This is a genomic window from Gordonia sp. YY1 (assembly GCF_009872315.1).
GTDB classification, from domain to species: Bacteria; Actinomycetota; Actinomycetes; order Mycobacteriales; family Mycobacteriaceae; genus Gordonia; species Gordonia amicalis.
Genome location: NZ_WXYI01000001.1, coordinates 412855 through 429775, shown reverse-complemented (window position 1 = coordinate 429775; position 16921 = coordinate 412855). Strand labels below are relative to the sequence as shown.

General features: G+C 67.7%; 15 protein-coding genes. 8 read left to right on the top strand and 7 right to left on the bottom strand.

What is annotated here, in order from left to right:
- Positions 1 to 36: 36 nt before the first annotated feature.
- A complete protein-coding gene (locus tag BPODLACK_RS01975; protein ID WP_159404588.1) occupies positions 37 to 1704 on the bottom strand; it encodes a RecQ family ATP-dependent DNA helicase in 1668 nt (555 codons plus the stop codon).
- 148 nt (positions 1705 to 1852) lie between these two features.
- On the opposite strand from BPODLACK_RS01975, the gene BPODLACK_RS01970 reads away from it, so the two are divergent.
- A complete protein-coding gene (locus tag BPODLACK_RS01970) occupies positions 1853 to 3202 on the top strand; it encodes a lipase family protein (protein WP_159404587.1) in 1350 nt (449 codons plus the stop codon).
- 236 nt (positions 3203 to 3438) lie between these two features.
- On the top strand, positions 3439 to 4092 hold the full coding sequence (locus BPODLACK_RS01965; RefSeq protein WP_159404586.1) for a hypothetical protein: 654 nt from the start codon (positions 3439 to 3441) through the stop codon (positions 4090 to 4092).
- A gap of 93 nt (positions 4093 to 4185) precedes the next feature.
- On the opposite strand, the gene BPODLACK_RS01960 is transcribed toward BPODLACK_RS01965, so the two are convergent.
- A complete protein-coding gene (locus BPODLACK_RS01960; RefSeq protein WP_159404585.1) occupies positions 4186 to 4680 on the bottom strand; it encodes an FBP domain-containing protein in 495 nt (164 codons plus the stop codon).
- Between the two features lie 370 nt (positions 4681 to 5050).
- On the opposite strand from BPODLACK_RS01960, the gene BPODLACK_RS01955 reads away from it, so the two are divergent.
- Genes BPODLACK_RS01955 through BPODLACK_RS01940 form a run of 4 tightly spaced genes read left to right on the top strand, consistent with a single transcriptional unit; the run spans position 5051 to position 8006 of the window.
- On the top strand, positions 5051 to 5833 hold the full coding sequence (locus tag BPODLACK_RS01955) for a DUF72 domain-containing protein (RefSeq protein WP_159404584.1): 783 nt from the start codon (positions 5051 to 5053) through the stop codon (positions 5831 to 5833).
- Positions 5834 to 5872: 39 nt separating this feature from the next.
- Positions 5873 to 6379, top strand: a complete 507-nt coding sequence (locus BPODLACK_RS01950; RefSeq protein WP_006437469.1) for an RrF2 family transcriptional regulator — start codon at positions 5873 to 5875, stop codon at positions 6377 to 6379.
- Positions 6380 to 6393: 14 nt separating this feature from the next.
- The gene (locus BPODLACK_RS01945) at positions 6394 to 7575 is read left to right on the top strand and encodes a globin domain-containing protein (RefSeq protein ID WP_159404583.1); all 1182 of its coding nucleotides are present in this window, start codon (positions 6394 to 6396) and stop codon (positions 7573 to 7575) included.
- Positions 7572 to 8006, top strand: a complete 435-nt coding sequence (locus BPODLACK_RS01940) for a hypothetical protein (RefSeq protein ID WP_159404582.1) — start codon at positions 7572 to 7574, stop codon at positions 8004 to 8006. The genes BPODLACK_RS01945 and BPODLACK_RS01940 overlap by 4 nt, the downstream gene beginning before the upstream one ends.
- Positions 8007 to 8043: 37 nt before the next feature.
- Here BPODLACK_RS01940 and BPODLACK_RS01935 read toward each other — a convergent pair whose 3' ends face one another.
- A complete protein-coding gene (locus BPODLACK_RS01935) occupies positions 8044 to 9399 on the bottom strand; it encodes an FAD/NAD(P)-binding protein (protein ID WP_159404581.1) in 1356 nt (451 codons plus the stop codon).
- Between the two features lie 345 nt (positions 9400 to 9744).
- Here BPODLACK_RS01935 and BPODLACK_RS01930 point away from each other — a divergent pair, with 345 nt between their 5' ends.
- Complete coding sequence (locus BPODLACK_RS01930; RefSeq protein WP_159404580.1) at positions 9745 to 10260, top strand: hypothetical protein; 516 nt, start codon at positions 9745 to 9747, stop codon at positions 10258 to 10260.
- On the opposite strand, the gene BPODLACK_RS01925 is transcribed toward BPODLACK_RS01930, so the two are convergent.
- The gene (locus BPODLACK_RS01925) at positions 10257 to 10670 is read right to left on the bottom strand and encodes a helix-turn-helix transcriptional regulator (protein ID WP_024500034.1); all 414 of its coding nucleotides are present in this window, start codon (positions 10668 to 10670) and stop codon (positions 10257 to 10259) included. The two genes, BPODLACK_RS01930 and BPODLACK_RS01925, sit on opposite strands and share 4 nt — an antisense overlap.
- Positions 10671 to 10882: 212 nt before the next feature.
- Between BPODLACK_RS01925 and BPODLACK_RS01920 the strand changes: the two genes are divergently transcribed.
- Positions 10883 to 11608 carry a FadR/GntR family transcriptional regulator gene (locus BPODLACK_RS01920; RefSeq protein WP_024500035.1) on the top strand — a complete coding sequence of 242 codons (726 nt, stop codon included), beginning with the start codon at positions 10883 to 10885 and terminating at the stop codon, positions 11606 to 11608.
- Here BPODLACK_RS01920 and BPODLACK_RS01915 read toward each other — a convergent pair.
- The 3 genes from BPODLACK_RS01915 to BPODLACK_RS01905 form a co-directional block, all read right to left on the bottom strand.
- A complete protein-coding gene (locus BPODLACK_RS01915; RefSeq protein ID WP_159404579.1) occupies positions 11592 to 12806 on the bottom strand; it encodes an amidase in 1215 nt (404 codons plus the stop codon). The two genes, BPODLACK_RS01920 and BPODLACK_RS01915, sit on opposite strands and share 17 nt — an antisense overlap.
- Before the next feature lie 128 nt (positions 12807 to 12934).
- Entirely contained in the window at positions 12935 to 14755 is a 1821-nt protein-coding gene (locus BPODLACK_RS01910; RefSeq protein WP_024500037.1) for a hydantoinase B/oxoprolinase family protein, read from the bottom strand.
- 1 nt (position 14756) lies between these two features.
- A complete protein-coding gene (locus BPODLACK_RS01905; protein ID WP_024500038.1) occupies positions 14757 to 16835 on the bottom strand; it encodes a hydantoinase/oxoprolinase family protein in 2079 nt (692 codons plus the stop codon).
- Positions 16836 to 16921: the final 86 nt, after the last annotated feature.

Below are 16921 nucleotides of genomic sequence, written 5' to 3'. Positions count from 1 at the left end.
CTTCTTGTTTCGGGCCGGTGGTGTCGCGGTTCCCGCTCACTGCTCTCCGACGACACGTAGCACCTGCGACCGCTTCACGGCGTCGAGCGACAGCGTGCGGTAACCCTGCTCGTCGAAGAGCACGGTCACTCGATCCGGTTCGACGCGGACCACCTCGCCCTCTCCCCAGTCTTCGTGCCGCACACGGTGATTGAGTGGGAACGGTACGTCGGCGTCGAGGATCGCCGAGGGTGGGGCCGCTCCCGTCAGGCAGTTGTCGCAGTTGCCGCAGGCACCCACACGGTGTTCGCCGAAGTAGCCGAGCAGGAAGCGGCGTCGGCAGTCGGCGGTCTCGGCGTAGCCGCGCATCATCTCCACGCGGGACGTGTCCATCCGGGCCCCGACGTCGGCGGCGTGCACCGCTCCGGCGACCGCGTCATCCGCCGTCGTCTGACCGACTCGGTATCCGTCGGGTCCGGACAGCACCGCGCCGGCCTGCTCGAGAAGGTTCAGCGAGTTGATCAGGGTGCGTGTCCGGAGGTCCAGTCGCCGACCCAGGTCACGCAGCGGGATCGGCTCACCCTGCGGGGGCAGCGCCGCGAACACGCGGCGGAGTACGTTCTCCACGGGATGCCGACCGGCGAAGAACCGCCGCAGGGCCAGATCCTCGGGCCGATAGAACAGTAGGGCCAGGGCCGGGTCGCCGTCGCGGCCCGCACGACCGATCTCCTGGTAGTAGTCGTCCAGCGAATCGGGCACCGACTCGTGGACGACGAACCGGATGTCGTGTTTGTCGATGCCCATCCCGAACGCCGACGTCGCCACCACCACGTCGACCTCGCCGGCACGGAAGTCGCCATGCACCTGCGACCGGTCGACCGCACGCAGGCCCCCGTGGTATCCGGCGGCGCGGATCCCGCGCCCCCGCAATGCCGACGCGTACTCGATCGCCGCCCGGTGAGTGGAGACGTAGACCAGGCCGCATCCGTCGAGTTCGGTGACACGAGCGATCAGTGCGCGCCGCTTGTCCGTGGCGTGGGCGGCGCGTCGTACCTCGAGCCGGATGTTCGGACGGTCGAAGCCGGTCGCGACTACGACCGGTTCCCGCATGCGCAGTTCGGTGATGATCTCGTCGCGGACCGGTGGCGACGCGGTTGCGGTCAGGGCCAGGACCGGTGGCCGAGGCGACCTCGGCGACGCCGCCAGGCCGGCGATCGTCGCACCCAGACGCAGATAATCGGGGCGGAAGTCGTGGCCCCACGCGGCGATGCAGTGTGCCTCGTCGACCACGACCAGCGAGACGCCCGCGTCGCGGAGACGGTCGACCACCTCGGTCTTCGCCAGCTGTTCGGGTGCGGCGAACACGTACTCGGCGCCCCCGGCGGTGACGAGGTCCCACGCACGGGTCAGTGCCCGCGGACCGAGCGCGGAGTTGAGGGCGACGGCGATCGGTGCGTCGTCGGCGGCGGAGATCCCGGCCACCTGGTCGTGCTGCAGCGCGATCAACGGGGAGATGACGAGGGTGATCCCGTCGAGCATGGCGCCGGCCACCTGATAGATCGCCGACTTCCCGTATCCGGTGCGCATCGCCGCAAGCACGTCGCGGCTGTCGAGAAGCGGCTCCATCGCCTCGATCAGCCCGGGTCGCAGCGTGGTCCAGCCGAAGTCCTCGCGGGCGATCCGCCTCAGCTCCGCACGACGGCGTTCGTCGATCGATTCGGTCATCCTCGCTGTTTCTCCTTCCAGACGAACCACGGGAAGACCACGACGTGCCATCGTGGAGAGAGGGGGCGTCGCCCGGAATGCCGTGAACGCGGAATCCGTTGAGTATCCGGTACAGGGCGCGGAGGCGTCCCGGAGATGAGGTTTGACGATGACCGCCGGTGTTCATCGAGGACAGCACGAGCCTGCCGACGTGCTGCTTCCTGTGCACGATCCGTTCTACGACGAGCCGGCCGATGTGGCCGCCCTGGCCCCGGGAGACATCATCCGGTGCCGGCAGGTCGAGCTCAAGGACTACTGGGCCTCCCAGCACCGCACCGATGCCTGGCAACTGCTGTATCGGTCGACGGACCTCCGTGGCGTCGCCGGGGTGGCTGCCACCACGGTCGTGCTGCCGCGGAGACGAGCCGGCGAGGCAAAATTCCAGCTGCTGTCGTTCCAGTGCGCGATCGATGCCGTCACCTCGCAGAGTTTCCCGTCGTACGCGCTGCGAAAGGGTGCCCGGGCGGGGCACGCCATCGCACCCTTCGAATTCCTCGTGGTGCGTCGCGCGCTCGCGAAGGGCTGGGCGGTTTCCATCCCCGACCACGAGGGCATGCTCGGCGCCTGGGGTGCTCCACGAGAGCCCGGTTATCGCACCCTCGACGGCATCCGCGCAGCGCTGGCCTTCACCCATCATGAACTCTCACACGACACCCCGGTCGGCTTGTGGGGTTACTCCGGTGGCGGTATGGCGACGTCATGGGCTGCGGAGATGGCGCCGGAGTACGCGCCGGAACTCCGGCTGGTCGGCGCCGTCCTCGGATCACCGGTCGGTGACATGGCCTCGGCGCTACTGCGACTCAACGGGAGCCTGCATGCCGGTCTGCCCGTCATGGTGATCGCCGGTCTGCGCCGGGTGTATCCACAGCTCGACCAGGTGATCCTGCAGCACGCGACCCCGTCCGGGCGTCGGCATCTCGACGAGATCGCCGAGATGCCGACGCTGCACGCGGTGCGCCGGTTCCGCAACCACGACATCGACCGATACCTCGACATCCCGCTCGCCGACGTCCTGGCTCAGCGCGAGATCGTCGAGATGATGAGCGACGTGCAGCTCGGCACCCATCGCCCCGACATCCCGTTGCTCGTCGTGCAGGCGGTGCGCGATCCGATCATCGCTGTCGCCGACGTCGACCGGCAGGTCGCCCGCTACCGCGAGCAGGGGGTGCCCGTCACATATGTCCGGGATCAGCTCAGCGAGCACATCTCGCTGCTGCCGCTGTCCGGCCCGATGGCCGTGTCCTGGCTCGCGAACCGGCTCGCCGGCCGTCCGGCGACCGATCGCACGGTGACGACGCTCGCCGGACAGCCGTCGCCCGCATGGGCGCTGCGACAGGTGACCCGACGGCTGCGCGGCTCGGTGGCCGAGCGGCGTGGCGACCTCGTCGCGCCGACTGGGGGAACCGACCCCACCACGGACGTGACGGTGCCGGTCCCGCCGTCGGAACAGACCGCGTGATCACTCGCTGAAGCTCGGCGCGGCAGGATCTGGGACCCGGATGTCCGGTGTCACCGGCGCGCGACCCACACGGAGTCGCCCGATTGGTATTGTTTGCCGTTTTCTGCACCGCTTTTCTCCTGTTGTTCACCTACTGGCCGGCTGCCGGACGCCAGCCTGGTTGTCCGGGGCCCCTATGGTCATGCGGTCCGAAGGTGGCCCCGGAAGTGCTGGGGCACAAAGAGAAAGCGAACTCGATGAAGTTCAACAGAATCCTTGCCACGGCGGCAATGGTCATCGCGTCCATGGGTGTGGCTACCGGTACCGCCTACGCCGACACCGCAGGCCCGGTCAGTACCCAATGGAACGTGGCTCGGCACGACTCGAGCGTAGTCGTCTCCACCGACACCGGTTCATTCGTCAAGTCCGGTAATCAGCTCGTCCTTCGCGACCGCAACGGACACAACGTGGAATCGATCCCGCTGACCCTGGCCGTCGACGACTTCACCCATCCCGTGAATGCCTACGTGCACGGCCGGTCGGCCACGCTGACGGTGAACACCTCGCCGCTGGCCGCCCGGCTGCAGCCGGTTCGTCACAATGTCGACCTGCAGGCCGCTGTCGCCGGCGTGAAGGACAACATCGGCCTGACCGCGAGTGTGGGAGGCTTCCTCGGCGCGGCGACGGGCCTGGTCGGTGGCTGTCTGCTCGGCGCCGTGGCTGCGGGTGTTGTTTCCGCGCCGGTGGCCCTGCTCTTCGGAGCCGGCCCCCTCGCCGGTTGCATCGGCGGCGCGATCCTGCTGGGTTCGGCTGCCTCGCTGGGCGGAACCGCTGTCGGCGGACTCGGATCGGCCATCGCCAACGCCCAGCCCTTCATCCAGTTGCTCAACGCTCCGCCGAAGAAGAAGTAGCTTCTCCAGACCGCTTGACCTCTCACATCGAGGACCCCGTTCCGCAATCGCGGAGCGGGGTCCTCGACGTCATTCAGACTCGCGGGTCGTCGTTCACGCAGACGTGCCGAGCACGCGACCGGCGAAGCCGGAGAGGCGTGTTCGCAGCGACTCGATTCGCTGCTGCCGGACGGCTTCCGGGTCATGGCCGCCCAACATCGGTGGCGGCTTCATCCGGACGTTCTTCGAGCACTCGAAGTTCGAGCAGATCAAGGTGCCGATGGTGTCGCCCTTGCGTCCGGCGGCACCGGCGAGCTTGGCGCTGAAAAAAGCGACGTCGTTGGGCAGGAGGACGTCCTCGCAGAACGAACACAGCGGGCGTTTGCGCGGCTGGCGTCCGCCCAGCCGGAGCATGACGCCGACCGGCTCGACGTCGGTCGGGATGACGACGTAGCCGACCACCGGCTGCTTCGGATCTCGCCAGCCGACGAAATCCGTCCGCTCCCAATTCGTTTCCGTGAAATCGGGCGGCAGGATGAGTGATTTGCGTTCGCGGACGGTCGCATTGACGAGGGAAGAGCGGATCTCGGACTCGGTCAGAGCATGCATGAAGGAAAAACACCTCGGGTGTCGTGAAGGGAATGAGGGCACGCGTCGACCGGCGCGGTCCGCGGATGCGGTACTCGCGCCGGTCGGGGCAGGTCACTCAACCGTCGGCGCGCACGACGCCGACGACCTCCTCACGCCCAGCGGGCGACGACACGAACGGATGCATGAACCAGATGCTCGCGTCCCGATGCGACTCTGTCAACGGAAATAACCACGATCGAGGAACCACTCTGCCGGCGGAGCCTTGCCGGCGGCGATTGGCACATGCCGAAAGCGGGTACCCGATCGTGGTGATCCCCACCACGGGCGTGCGGCCATCGGACGATCGTGTCGAGCCGACCGCGTCGGCACGCGGCCAGAGGTGAGCAGCATGCTCCACATCGGTACCTCCGGCTGGCAGTACAAGGACTGGCGCGGCGCGTTCTATCCCGAGAAGCTCCCGCAGCGGCTGTGGCTGAACTACTACGCGGAACGGTTCACCACGGCGGAGGTGAACAACACCTTCTACCGGCTGCCCGAGAAGACGGCGTTCGAGCACTGGGCCGACGCGGTTCCCGCAGACTTCCGGATGGCGGCGAAGATGAGCCGCTATCTCACGCATGTGAAGCGGCTGAAGGAGCCGGCCGAACCGGTCGAACGCTTTCTCGACCGTGCCGCCGGTCTCGGGACGAAGCTGGGACCTGTGCTGTTGCAGCTGCCGCCCAACCTCCGGGCAGAGCCCGACGCCCTCGCCGACACCCTGAAGCTCTTCCCGGACAGTGTCCAGATCGCCGTGGAGCCGCGTCACGAGTCCTGGTGGACCGACGAGGTACGTGAGGTCCTCGAACGGCACAACGCCGCGCTGTGCTGGGCCGATCGCCGTAGTCGGATCCTCACCCCGCTGTGGCGGACCGCCGACTTCGGATACCTGCGCATGCACGATGGCACCGCCACACGGCCGATGAGCTACGGCGTCCGTGCGATCGACACCTGGCTGCGCCGTTTGCGCGACAGCTTCGACGCTGAGTGCGACGTCTACGTGTACTTCAACAACGACCCCGGCTGTGCCGCGATCGACAATGCGCGCACCATGATTCGGCGCGCTCAGACCCTGGGGAAACCTGTGAGGACGGTCGCACGTCGATCGCCGAGTGATAGAGAACACGTCACATAAATTGGTATCGGTGATGCCAATTTATGTTTGACTTGCCGCATGCAGCTGACACGCTTCACCGACATCGGCCTCCGGGTCGTGATGCGACTCGCCGTCGCCGGTGAACAGTCCTCGGCTGCACCATCTCTCACCACAAAGGATCTCGCGGCGGAGCTCGCCGTCCCGTACACGCATGTCGCCAAAGTCGTCGGCAGGCTGTCGGAGATGGGTGTCGTCCATGCGCGCCGTGGCCGGGCCGGGGGTCTGACGATCACCGACCTCGGTCGCGAAGCGCGCGTGGGCTGGCTCGCGCGATCCCTCGAAGGTGACGGGGAGGTCGTCGATTGCGAAGGCCCGCAGCCGTGCCCGCTGCGCCGCGGGTGCCATCTCCGGGGTGCGCTCGCCCGGGCAGCCGCCGCGTTCTACGACAGCCTCGATTCCGAAACCGTCGCCGATCTCGCCGGCGAGCCGACCACCGCGGTGCTGCTGTCGTTGTCGACGCGGCCGCCCAACGGTGACAACGACTTCCGGCCGGAGGCCGGAGACTCTCACCCAGTGAGCAAGTGAACAGAGGAGTTCTCATGCTGTCCGACACCCAACGCGCCACTCTCGCAGCGACCCTGCCCGCAGTCGAGGGAGCTCTCCCCGAGATCACCCCGCGGTTCTATCGCGGACTGTTCGACGCACATCCGAACCTGCTGGACAACCTGTTCAACCGCACCCACCAGAAGAGCGGTGAACAGCCGCAGGCCCTCGCCGGTTCGGTCGCCGCCTTCGCGCGTCTCCAGCTCGAACCCGATGTTCGACGCCAGCGGTTCATCCTGGACCGGATCGCGCACAAGCACGCCTCGCTGGGTGTCACCGCCGATCAGTACAAGGTCGTCCACCAGCACCTGTTCGCGGCCATCGTCGAGGTCCTCGGCGGTGCCGTCACGCCGGAGGTGGCCGACGCGTGGGACCAGTTGTACTGGGACATGGCGGATCTGCTCATCGCCTCCGAATCCGACCTGTATGCCGCTGCGGGTGTCGAGCCCGGCCAGGTGTGGCGCGAGGTCCGGGTCACCGACCGCGTCCAGGTCTCGCCCGACACGATCGCTCTCACGGTCGCCGCTGTCGACGGCGGTCTCCCGGGATTCCGTCCCGGTCAGTACATCTCGGTGCAGGTCCCGCTGAGTGACGGCGCCCAGCAGATCCGCCAGTACAGCCTGACGGGGTCTCCCGTCGACACCCAGTGGCGCTTCAGCGTCAAACTCGCCGGCGAGGTCTCGGCCCACCTGCACGAGAACGTCTTCGAAGGCGACATCCTGCGAGTCAGCACTCCCTTCGGCGATCTCGTCCTGCCCGACGACGACGCCCCGCTGCTGCTGGCCTCGGCCGGCATCGGTTGCACGCCGGTGATCGGCCTGCTGACCGCACTGTCGGAGAAGGGCGACGCCCGTCCGGTGACGGTCCTGCACGCCGATCGTTCCCGCGACCGTCAGCCGCACCGCGGAATGCTTGCCGCACTGGTGGACTCGCTGCCGACCGGTCGACTCATCCAGTGGTATGAGAACACCTCGCCGCACATCGTCTCCGACTCGGTCCGGGTCGGGCAGATGTCGCTGGACAATGTCGAGGTGCACCCCGAATCGAATGTGATGCTCTGTGGCCCCACCGGATTCCTGTCCTCGATGCGTGAGGAGTTCCTCGGCCGCGACATCGCGGAGAGTCGGATCCACTACGAGACCTTCGGTCCGGAACTCCTGCGATCGGGTGCCCGATGAGCACCGCCGCGGCGGTGGTCACCGCGCTCACCTTCGTGTGGCTCGGCATGGTCGTCGCGATCTCTTTCCTGGAGGCACCGCTGAAGTTCCGGGCGCCCGGCGTGACCCTGCCCATCGGTCTCGGGATCGGCCGGCTGGTCTTCCGTGCTCTCAACGCCGCGGAGCTCGTCTGGGCGGTCGCCATCCTGGTCGCCGTCGTACTCGGTTCCTGGCCGGGAGCGGCCATACCGACTGCCACCGGGGTTGCGGTCGCCGCGTTGGTCGTCCAGCTCATCGCGGTCCGGCCGGCCCTCACCAAGCGGTCCGACGCCGTGCTGGCCGGACACGACGGTCCGCGTAGCTCAGCGCATCTCGTCTATGTCGGCGTCGAGGTCATCAAGGTGGCCGCGCTGGTCTGGCTCGGCACGGCGGTACTCGTCAGCGCGACCTGACGAGCTGACCCGAGCAACCCGTCGCTCATCGGTGACCTCAGGTGTCACCGATGAGCGACGCGGCCAATTCCTCTGCTTGCGTGCGGATCTCGGGTATGGCGGTGGACTCCCAGAGTTCACCGCGGCGCAGCGATCCCAGTGTCCAGATCGGGCCCGGACGGCCGGCGGCGTCGAGGACACGACCGTCGTCGGTGACCAGACCCAGACCGAGCGGGTCGGTCGTCGCCAGTCCGGCGTCGAACATCGAGTCGAGGACGGGATTGCCGAGTCGTCGCAGATCCGTCTGCGGGCCGGTGCAGTTCACGATCCAGGCATAGGTGCGCTCGTCCTCGCCGGTCGCGACGACCAGGCCGTCCGGGACCGCGTCGACTCGGGTGATCCGCCCCGAGCGCACGACGAGACGGCCCGTCCGTCGGGCCTCGTCGATCAGCGCACCGCTCGACGGCGGCATCCGATGACGACGCACACCCCAGTCCCCGGCGAGGTCGCGGACGAAGGTGCGGCGGTCCGTCTCGTCGAGCCGCCTCCACAATTCGGCGATCCGGTAGCGCACACCGTCGACGCCGGGTCGCCAGTTCCCCAGCAGGCGTTCGACTCTCGCGACATGGGTGGCGACCGCGGCCCGGATCTCGTCCAGGCTGTCGCCCCACGTCGAGGTGTCGGGGACGACCTCGCCGAGGTACGTGTCGGCATGACGTCGAGGCAATCGACCCCCGCGCGAGATGGCTTCCACGCGTCGGTCGTCGCCGGACTTCAGCAGGCTGATCGCCACGTCGACCATGGTGAGGCCGGTACCGACCACCAGGACGTCCCCGTCGTCGGCCAGCACCGGTTCGAGGGCGTCGGGCAGCCACGGGTCGGCGATGTATCGAGGTTGTTCACTCAGGTCGCACGGCGCCCAGTCGTCGCCCACGCCGGGAAGTCCGGTCGCGAGCACCAGGCGGTCCCCGTCGACGACTGTCCCGCCCGCCGTCTCCACGCGAACGCCGTCACCCACGGCGGTGACGGTGGTGGCGTCGTCACGCAGGTGCCGGACACTCAGCCGGTCTCCGGCGCGTTCGCAGGCCTCCGCCAGCCGGGATCGGAGGTAGCGGGCCCACTGCGCCCGCGGGGCGAAGAAGTAGTGCGCCTGTTCGCCGGCGACCAGCCCCTCCGACCGGCACCAGTCCACGAAGTCGAACCGCTCGTCCGGGTCCACCGACATCCCCGATGCGGGGACGTTCAGGAGGTGGGCAGGATCCGTGGTGCCGAAGGCCGGCCCGGCGACCTGGTCGACCGCGTCGATGACCACGACCTCGAGTGTGTCTGTCCGTTCGTCCGCGGCCAGCAGTCGAGCCAGGTGGAACACGACGAGCGAGCCGGCGGCGCCGGCCCCGACCACGATGACGCGCATCACCCGGCACCTGCGCCGACGAAGCCGGAACAGACGGATCCGGCTCGTGGACGGGGACGCATTTCTGGCACCGGTACTTCTTACAGCAGACCGGTCCCGCTCGGTTGGACGAGGCGCAGCGGCAGTGTCGGCAGTCACTGGATGCGGGCCGGTGACCCCACCGCCCGAGGCAGCGCGGCCACCGTCGTCGCTCGTCCTGCTGTCGCCGCCGTCGTTGTACTTGATGCCCTTCTCGTACTACGTAAGTCCCTTTTCTGGGTTCGCGCCGCCATGTTGACTCCAGGGGAGGCTTGGTTGTGAGTGGGCCGGGCACCGTAGTCAGAACTCCCGGTTTGGAGGCGAGCCATGTTGCGGTTCTTGTCTCGCGAGTTGCACAGCTGGCGGGTCATGCATGTGTCATCGAACGAGCTGGTGCGTTCGGCCGACCGTCTCGAAAGCGTGCTGCTGGCCGTCGTCTCGTTGATGGGTCTGCTGGGAGTGTTGGTCGCACTGACCATGGGTAGTGACGCCTACGCCCGAAACAAGGTTGTCGTTGAGAACCAGCCTCCACGGCATGAGGTGACCGCGAAAGTGGTCGGCACTCCGAAGCAGGACAACGACACATCATTCGTCGTGTGGTCAGAACGCGACGGTCGCCAGATCACGGCAGCAGTTGGGCGTGAGCGACAAGACCGTGTCGGTGGAACACGAGAGATCTGGCTGGCTCCGGACGGTGAGGTGGTCGACCGGCCCGCCACTACTGCAGACGCCATGTTGCACGCCATCGCGACTGGCGGAAGAGCTGTCATCGTCACAGCGTTGGGATGGTGGCTGCTGACCAGGTCGCGCAAGACGGCGAACTCAGAGCCGGACCGAGCCTAGAACGCGCGTTGACCGGTCGCCCGAGAGGTCTTTGTCTCACCGTTCTGTCGACGGGGTGCGGATGACCACGCCTGCGAGTCGTCGAGACCGACTTGCGCCGGCAGCGGCGGTAGCTGGGTCCCGAACACTTCGTGGGTGAATTTGCTCAAGGCACGGCACTCGTCGGCCCACGCCATGCGACCGGCCGGTGTCGCCTCGTAGGTGCGACGATTTCGGCATCTCCGCATTGTGTCGTGCCGCTCGATCAGGCCTCGTCTGACGATGTCGTCGAGCGCCAGGCGTAGATCGCTTGGCTGCACGCGGTAACCGCGGCGACGCAGTTCCTCCAGGAGCCGATGCTCGGAGACGTCCGACTGCAATGTGATTCCCAAGATGTGCACACGAATTGCGGCGTGTGCGATCGTTGTCATCACTCTTCCATGCCACGCCTTCGTGCAGCTGATGCCTAGAGTCGGTCGGACCGCGACGAAGTGACAAAGGTAGTCCACATCGAATCGTCCCAGGGACGACTGTCGACGAGGTCCTGCAGAGACTGCGCAGCCCGAGCTCGGGTCTGTCGGTAGGCGTCGATGTGTGGATGATCTGGTAGTTTGGGACAAACCCACTGAGATCGGAACATGTTGTGACAGAGGCGAATAAGTCCGGCAAGCGTCCCGCGTACGAGGTCGTCGCCGACGCGCTGCGTGTACGGATCCTCGCCGGCGAACTGACCCCGGGCACCCGTCTCCCACCGGACACCGAACTCCGGGCCGAGTTCGGCGTGGGGCAGAGCACCGTACGCGAGGCCATCCGGACGCTCGCGAGCGAGAACCTGGTCCACACCACGCGCGGGGTCACCGGCGGGACGTTCGTCGCCACCCCCGACATCGGCCAGCTCAGCGCCCATCTCGAAGCCGGGGTCACCCTGCTCGCCGCCGCCGAGGGGGTGACCGTCGACCAACTCATGGAGGTTCGTCAGCTCACCGAGGTCCCCGCGGCTGGCGTCGCCGCCTACCGGCACACCGACGCTCACCTGGAAGAGTTGCGCGACACCATCTTCGACCCATCCTCCGGCATCGGTCCCGAGGTCTACGCCAACAACCAGGAGTTTCACCGCATCCTGCTGCGCGCGGCGGACAACCCGCTCCTCGATCTCATCACCGTCCCGGTGTTCCGGGTCATCGGCAGCCGCTTCAGTCGCGACGCCGCACCGGAGGGGTTCTGGCAGTGCGTCGACGAAGATCACCGTGCGATCCTCGAGGCGGTCGAGCGCCGGGACTCGATGACGGCGATGACCCTCATGCGCCGGCACCTCGACCACCTCGGCGACGTCTACAAGCAGATGGATCTGCTCAGACGTCAGAACTGACGCGGACCGGTGGGCGTCGGAGATGCCATTCGCTGTGCTCCTGCACCTGCTCGGCCAGCGCGAGGAGCGTCCCCTCGTGAAGACGCGCCGCCGTCAGCTGTGCACCGATGGGCATTCCGGACGGATGCACGCCGACCGGCAGCGCCAGTGTCGGGCCGTCGTGCAACGACCACGGATACGTCAGCTGTCCCATCCGGCGGGCCTGCGCCACCACGGCCTCCCCGACGCCGAGCTCCGGTACGTCCACCGGCATCGCCGGCGTGAGCACCACGTCCACGTTGCGGAACATGTCGGCCATCGCCGACCGGAAGACGTCCCGCTGTCGCACCGCAGCGTCTCGCTGTGCGTCGGAGATGCTCAGCCCCAATTGGATTCGCTCCCGGGTCGCCGGCTGGAACCGGGACGGCTCGTCCCGCAGCCGCTCGGCGTGGGTGCGCGCCAGGTCCGAGTAGATCAGGGTGTAGACCACATCCTGCGCCGACTCGCTGTGCGGCACCGGACATTCCACGACACGGTGACCCACTCTCCGGAGGAGTTCGACGGTTTCGGTGACGGCGTCGGTGATGGCGGGATCGACGTCGCCGGTGACGAACGGCCACGGGACCGCAACTCTGAGGGGACCGGTGTCCGGAGGTGCCGGGTCCGAACCGGCGAGCACCGCGAACGTCTCGCGCACCCGGGTGGCCGTGCGGGCCAGCGGTCCGACGGTGTCGAAGTCCGCACTCACGGGGAAGATCCCGGACATGTCCAGCAGGCCGATGGACGGGCGCAGACCGGTCACCCCACAGCACGCGGCGGGCAACCGGATCGAACCGCCGGTGTCGGTGCCGAGTGCCACGTCGACGAGCCCCGCGGCGACGGCGACACCTGACCCGCCGCTCGAGCCGCCGGGCACACGGCGGGCGTTCCAGGGATTCACCGGACCGCCCGATGCCGAGTTCTGGCTCGTGACGCCGACGGCGAACTCGGCGAGGTTCAGCGTGGAGGTGATCACCGCCCCGGCGCGTTTCAGGGCGTCGACACATGCCGCGTCGTCCGCCGCCACGCGGTCGGCGAAGAACTCCGATCCACAGGTGGAGCGCACCCCACCGACCTCGATGTTGTCCTTCACGCCCACGCGGACACCCGCCAGGGGACCCCGGGCCCCGGATGGATCGACGCCCAGTTCGCCGGGCACCCAGCTGATGACCGTGTTCAAGCGCTCGGCGACGGAAACCGCCTCGGCAGAGGGACTCCCGGAGATGCCGGAGGGGCCGGCGACAGCGACACTCAGCCCGCTCGCTTCGCTCCCGGCGCTGGCATCGCCGGCCCCTCCGAGATCACTGGTCAGGACGCCACCCGCGACGAGCGCAGGGCCTCGGTGGCAGCCTCGTCGACGGTCCAGTTGTCGGTGTTCACGACCACACCGTAGTCCTGGCGCGCCTCCTCGGCGGTCAGGTACTCGTCCCACACGTCGGACAGCACGGCGAACGGGTCGCGCCGGAACGGGTCGCCGAAACCTCCACCCGACGGCATCCGGATCTCCAGGCGGTCACCCGCGTGGATGACCTCCTGGGTGACCTTCGAGAAGAGCACCTCTTCTTCCGGTGTGCCGGGATTGCGGATGAACGATCCGGAGGCGCCGTCGCCGCCGCCGAGCGCACCCGCGGGCGGGTCGGTGCGGTTGTCGGCCTCCGAGCCGAGGAAGGTGTCGGTCTCCATGTACCAGGTGCGCACACTGCCGATGCCTCCGCGCCACTGACCGGGAGCCGGCGACTCGTCGCGCAGTTCGTAACGCTCGGCGCGCATGGCGTGATTGAGCTCGAGTTCCTCGATCGGGTTGTTGCGGGTGTTGGCCATCAGGGCGTCGACGGCGTCCATGCCGTCCTTGCCGTTGCGCGCACCGTAGGAACCCTCGTTGATCTCGATGTAGACCCAGTACGATTCGCCGTCCTCGGCCAGACCCGAATAGGCGATGGCACACAGCGCCGCCGACGAACCGGCGATCGCCCGCTCGGGCAGCACCGGCGCGAGCGCCAGGTTGATCGAGTCGAAGATCCGGTTGACCTGAGAGAACCGGGCAAAACACGACGCCGGGAAATCCGGGTTGAAGATCGTCCCCTCGGGTGCGTAGGCACGCACCGGACGGAAGCACCCGTCGTTCTGCGGGACGAACTCCTCGGTGAGGTACTCATCGAGGAGGATGGTGCGGATCGCGCTCACCGCGACGGGAAGCACCGAACCCTCGAAGGGCACGTTGAACGCCGTGGGCACCTGATCGTTCGAGCCGGTGAGGTCGATGAGGACGTCCTCGTCCTCCACCTGCACGCGGACCGCGACCTTCAGCGGGACACCGCGATTCTTGCCGTCGTCGTCGAGGTAGCCGATCGGTGCTTCGTAGCTGCCGTTGGGGATCGCCCGGATGCGGCTGCGCAGCATCTCCTCCGAGTAGTCCATCCACCGGTCGGCGGCGCTCATCACGACGTCGAGACCGTACTTCTCGAGCAGTTCGACGAACCGCTTCTCGCCGATGCGAGAGCAGGCGATCAGGGCCTCGAGATCGCCGCGGTTCTGCTCCGGTGTGCGCACGTTGTCCAGGATGTGCTGGATCAGCATGTCGTTGCGGACGCCGCCGTCGTAGATCTTCATGGAGTCCATCAGCTTGCCCTCGGCCCAGACGTCGACGACGTCCATGCACAGGCCGGGGAAGTTGCCGCCGATGTCGGAGACGTGACCGGTACACCCGGCGAACCCGATGTGCTCGCCCTCCCAGAAGATCGGGATGATCACGCCGTAGTCGGGGGAGTGCGCCGCGCCGTGGTACGGGTGATTGTGCAGGATCACGTCACCCGGCTTGTAGGTCCCGGCGAGCTTACGGTTGACGCCGCGGATGTAGGCCGGGATCGAACCACAGTGCATCGGAGTCGAATCCGACTCGCACAGTTCGCGACCGTTGACGTCGAAGATGCCGGCGCCGAGGTCCTCGGACTCGCGGATCAGGCTCGAGTAGGCCATGCGGTAGAGGACCTGGGCCATCTCCTTGGCCATCGAGTTCAGCGCACCACCGATGACGCGCAGGGTGATCGGATCGACCTCGACGGTGTTCCAGGTCCGATTGGCCTCGGCGGCAAGGGAAACGCCGTCGGTGGGCATCAGGGTCTTCGCCATCTCAGGCGCTCCTCTCGATGATGATGTGGCCCACGGCGTCGACCGTGGCCTTCTGTCCGATGCCGACGATGGTCGTCGAGTCGAACTGCTGGACGATGGCTGGGCCCTCGAAGGTGTTGCCCGCCTTGAACAGTGCGCGGTCGTAGACGGGGGTCTCGACCCATTCGGGGTCAGCGGAGTCGTTCTTCCAGAACAGCGCCTGGGTGGTCGACTTGATGGCGCCCGATGCGTCGGCGCCGCCCTTCTCGATCTCGGCGATGCGGATGTGCTCGACGGCACCGACACCGGTCACGCGGATGTTGACCAGCTGTACCGGCTTGTCGTCGAAACGCTGCGAGTAGGTACGGCCGTGCACCTCGTGGAAGGTGGCCGCGGTCTGCTCGACCCATTCGGCGGTGATCTCGCCGTCGGGTGCGGGCACGCGCAGTTCGTAACCCTGTCCGACATAACGGCAGTCGACGCTGCGCTCGAGGGTGATGTCGTCCTCGGCGATGCCGTCGGCCCGCAGCTGGGCGACGGCCTGCTCGGAGAGCCGGTCCATCTCGCGGGCCAGCAGTTCGAGGTCGGGTTCGGCCGACGACGTCCACACGGTGGTCGGGACCTCGTAGCGCACGTCGGTGGTCAGCAGGCCGACCGCCGACGTGATGCCCGGATGGCCGGGGACGATGACGCGCGGAATGCCCAGGTGCTCGGCGATCTGCCACGCGTACAGCGGTCCGGCGCCGCCCTCGGCGACCAGCGAGAACTCGCGCGGGTCATAGCCTTTGCGCACCGAGTGCAGGGAGATGGCCTCGGTCATCGAGTGGGCGAGGATCTGGAAGATACCCATCGCGGCATGCTCGAGATCGGCGCCGAGCTTGTCGGCGATGTGGGTCTTGACCGCCTCGGTCGCCAGCTCCGGCTTGACCTCCATGGTTCCCGACAGGAAGCTGTCGGCGCCCAGCCAGCCCATGACGACCATGGCGTCGGTCGAGGTGGGTTCGGTGCCGCCGCGGTTGTAGCAGGCGGGTCCGGGCATGGCGCCCGCGCTGCGTGGTCCGACGCGGAACATGCCGCCCTCGTCGATGCTGGCGATCGAGCCACCGCCTGCGCCGATGGTGTCGACCTCGGCCATCGGGACCATCGCGTGGTAGTCACCGATCCGGGTGTCGAGGAGGTGCTTCATGCGCAGCTTGCCGTCGGGTGCGACACCGATGTCGGCCGAGGTGCCGCCCACGTCGAGGGTGATGACGCTCGGGTATCCCGAGGCCCGGCCGATGAAGCAGCCGCCGAGCAGACCGGCGACGACGCCGCTGGTCAGCAGCGACACGGGGACCTCGCTGGCGCTGCGCGAGGTCACCAGACCACCGGCCGAGGTCATCAGGTGGACGTCCTCGCCGACCTGCGCGGCCTTCGCCTTGCCGGCCAGGTTCTCGATGTAGCGGGAGGTCTTGGGTCCCACGAAGGCGTTGAGGGCGGTGGTCGAGAAGCGCTCGTATTCGCGGTACTGGCTGGCGACGTCGCTGGACAGCGACACGAAGACGCCGGGGTACTCCTCGGCGATGATCTCGCGGACCCGCTGCTCGTGGGTGGGGTTGCGGTAGGCGTGCAGGAAGGCGACGGCGATCGCCTCGACCCCGCGTTCGCGGAGAAGTGCGACCTCGCGGCGGACGGCGTCCTCGTCGAGCGGCGTCAGCACGTCACCGGCGGCGTCGATCCGCTCGGGGACGGTCCGCCGGTTGCGGCGCGGGACCAGCTGCCACTTCTGCCAGGGCAGATCCTGGTAGTTGGAGTAGTTCAGGGGGCGCTTCTTACGCGCGATGTGCAGGAGGTCGCGGAACCCGTCGGTGGTGATCATGCCGACGTCGCTGCCGTTGTGCTCGAGCACGATGTTGGTGGCCACGGTGGTCCCGTGGAAGAACATCTCGATGTCGGCGACGTCGATGCCCGCACGCTGCGCCAGCACCTCGATCCCGTCCATCGTGCCGATCGAGGGATCGTGGTTGGTCGACGGCGTCTTGTGCACCGTCACCGTCCCGTCGTCGTCCCACAGGACCAGGTCGGTGAACGTACCGCCCACATCCACGCCGATTCGCTTCATCGAAACTCGCTTCCTCTTCTCATGCCGTCACCCCGACGTCGGATCGGTGCGCCCCATCCGGTGACGGGAGTGATCTGAGCCATAGC

What these genes read in the sequence shown, in the direction of transcription:
- BPODLACK_RS01970 (WP_159404587.1), top strand. Translation starts at nt 1,853, where the DNA reads ATGACCGCCGGTGTTCATCGAGGACAGCACGAGCCTGCCGACGTGCTG.
- BPODLACK_RS01975 (WP_159404588.1), bottom strand. Translation starts at nt 1,704, where the DNA reads ATGACCGAATCGATCGACGAACGCCGTCGTGCGGAGCTGAGGCGGATC.
- BPODLACK_RS01960 (WP_159404585.1), bottom strand. Translation starts at nt 4,680, where the DNA reads ATGCATGCTCTGACCGAGTCCGAGATCCGCTCTTCCCTCGTCAATGCG.
- BPODLACK_RS01965 (WP_159404586.1), top strand. Translation starts at nt 3,439, where the DNA reads ATGAAGTTCAACAGAATCCTTGCCACGGCGGCAATGGTCATCGCGTCC.
- BPODLACK_RS01925 (WP_024500034.1), bottom strand. Translation starts at nt 10,670, where the DNA reads ATGACAACGATCGCACACGCCGCAATTCGTGTGCACATCTTGGGAATC.
- BPODLACK_RS01940 (WP_159404582.1), top strand. Translation starts at nt 7,572, where the DNA reads ATGAGCACCGCCGCGGCGGTGGTCACCGCGCTCACCTTCGTGTGGCTC.
- BPODLACK_RS01935 (WP_159404581.1), bottom strand. Translation starts at nt 9,399, where the DNA reads ATGCGCGTCATCGTGGTCGGGGCCGGCGCCGCCGGCTCGCTCGTCGTG.
- BPODLACK_RS01945 (WP_159404583.1), top strand. Translation starts at nt 6,394, where the DNA reads ATGCTGTCCGACACCCAACGCGCCACTCTCGCAGCGACCCTGCCCGCA.
- BPODLACK_RS01910 (WP_024500037.1), bottom strand. Translation starts at nt 14,755, where the DNA reads ATGGCGAAGACCCTGATGCCCACCGACGGCGTTTCCCTTGCCGCCGAG.
- BPODLACK_RS01905 (WP_024500038.1), bottom strand. Translation starts at nt 16,835, where the DNA reads ATGAAGCGAATCGGCGTGGATGTGGGCGGTACGTTCACCGACCTGGTC.
- BPODLACK_RS01930 (WP_159404580.1), top strand. Translation starts at nt 9,745, where the DNA reads ATGTTGCGGTTCTTGTCTCGCGAGTTGCACAGCTGGCGGGTCATGCAT.
- BPODLACK_RS01955 (WP_159404584.1), top strand. Translation starts at nt 5,051, where the DNA reads ATGCTCCACATCGGTACCTCCGGCTGGCAGTACAAGGACTGGCGCGGC.
- BPODLACK_RS01950 (WP_006437469.1), top strand. Translation starts at nt 5,873, where the DNA reads ATGCAGCTGACACGCTTCACCGACATCGGCCTCCGGGTCGTGATGCGA.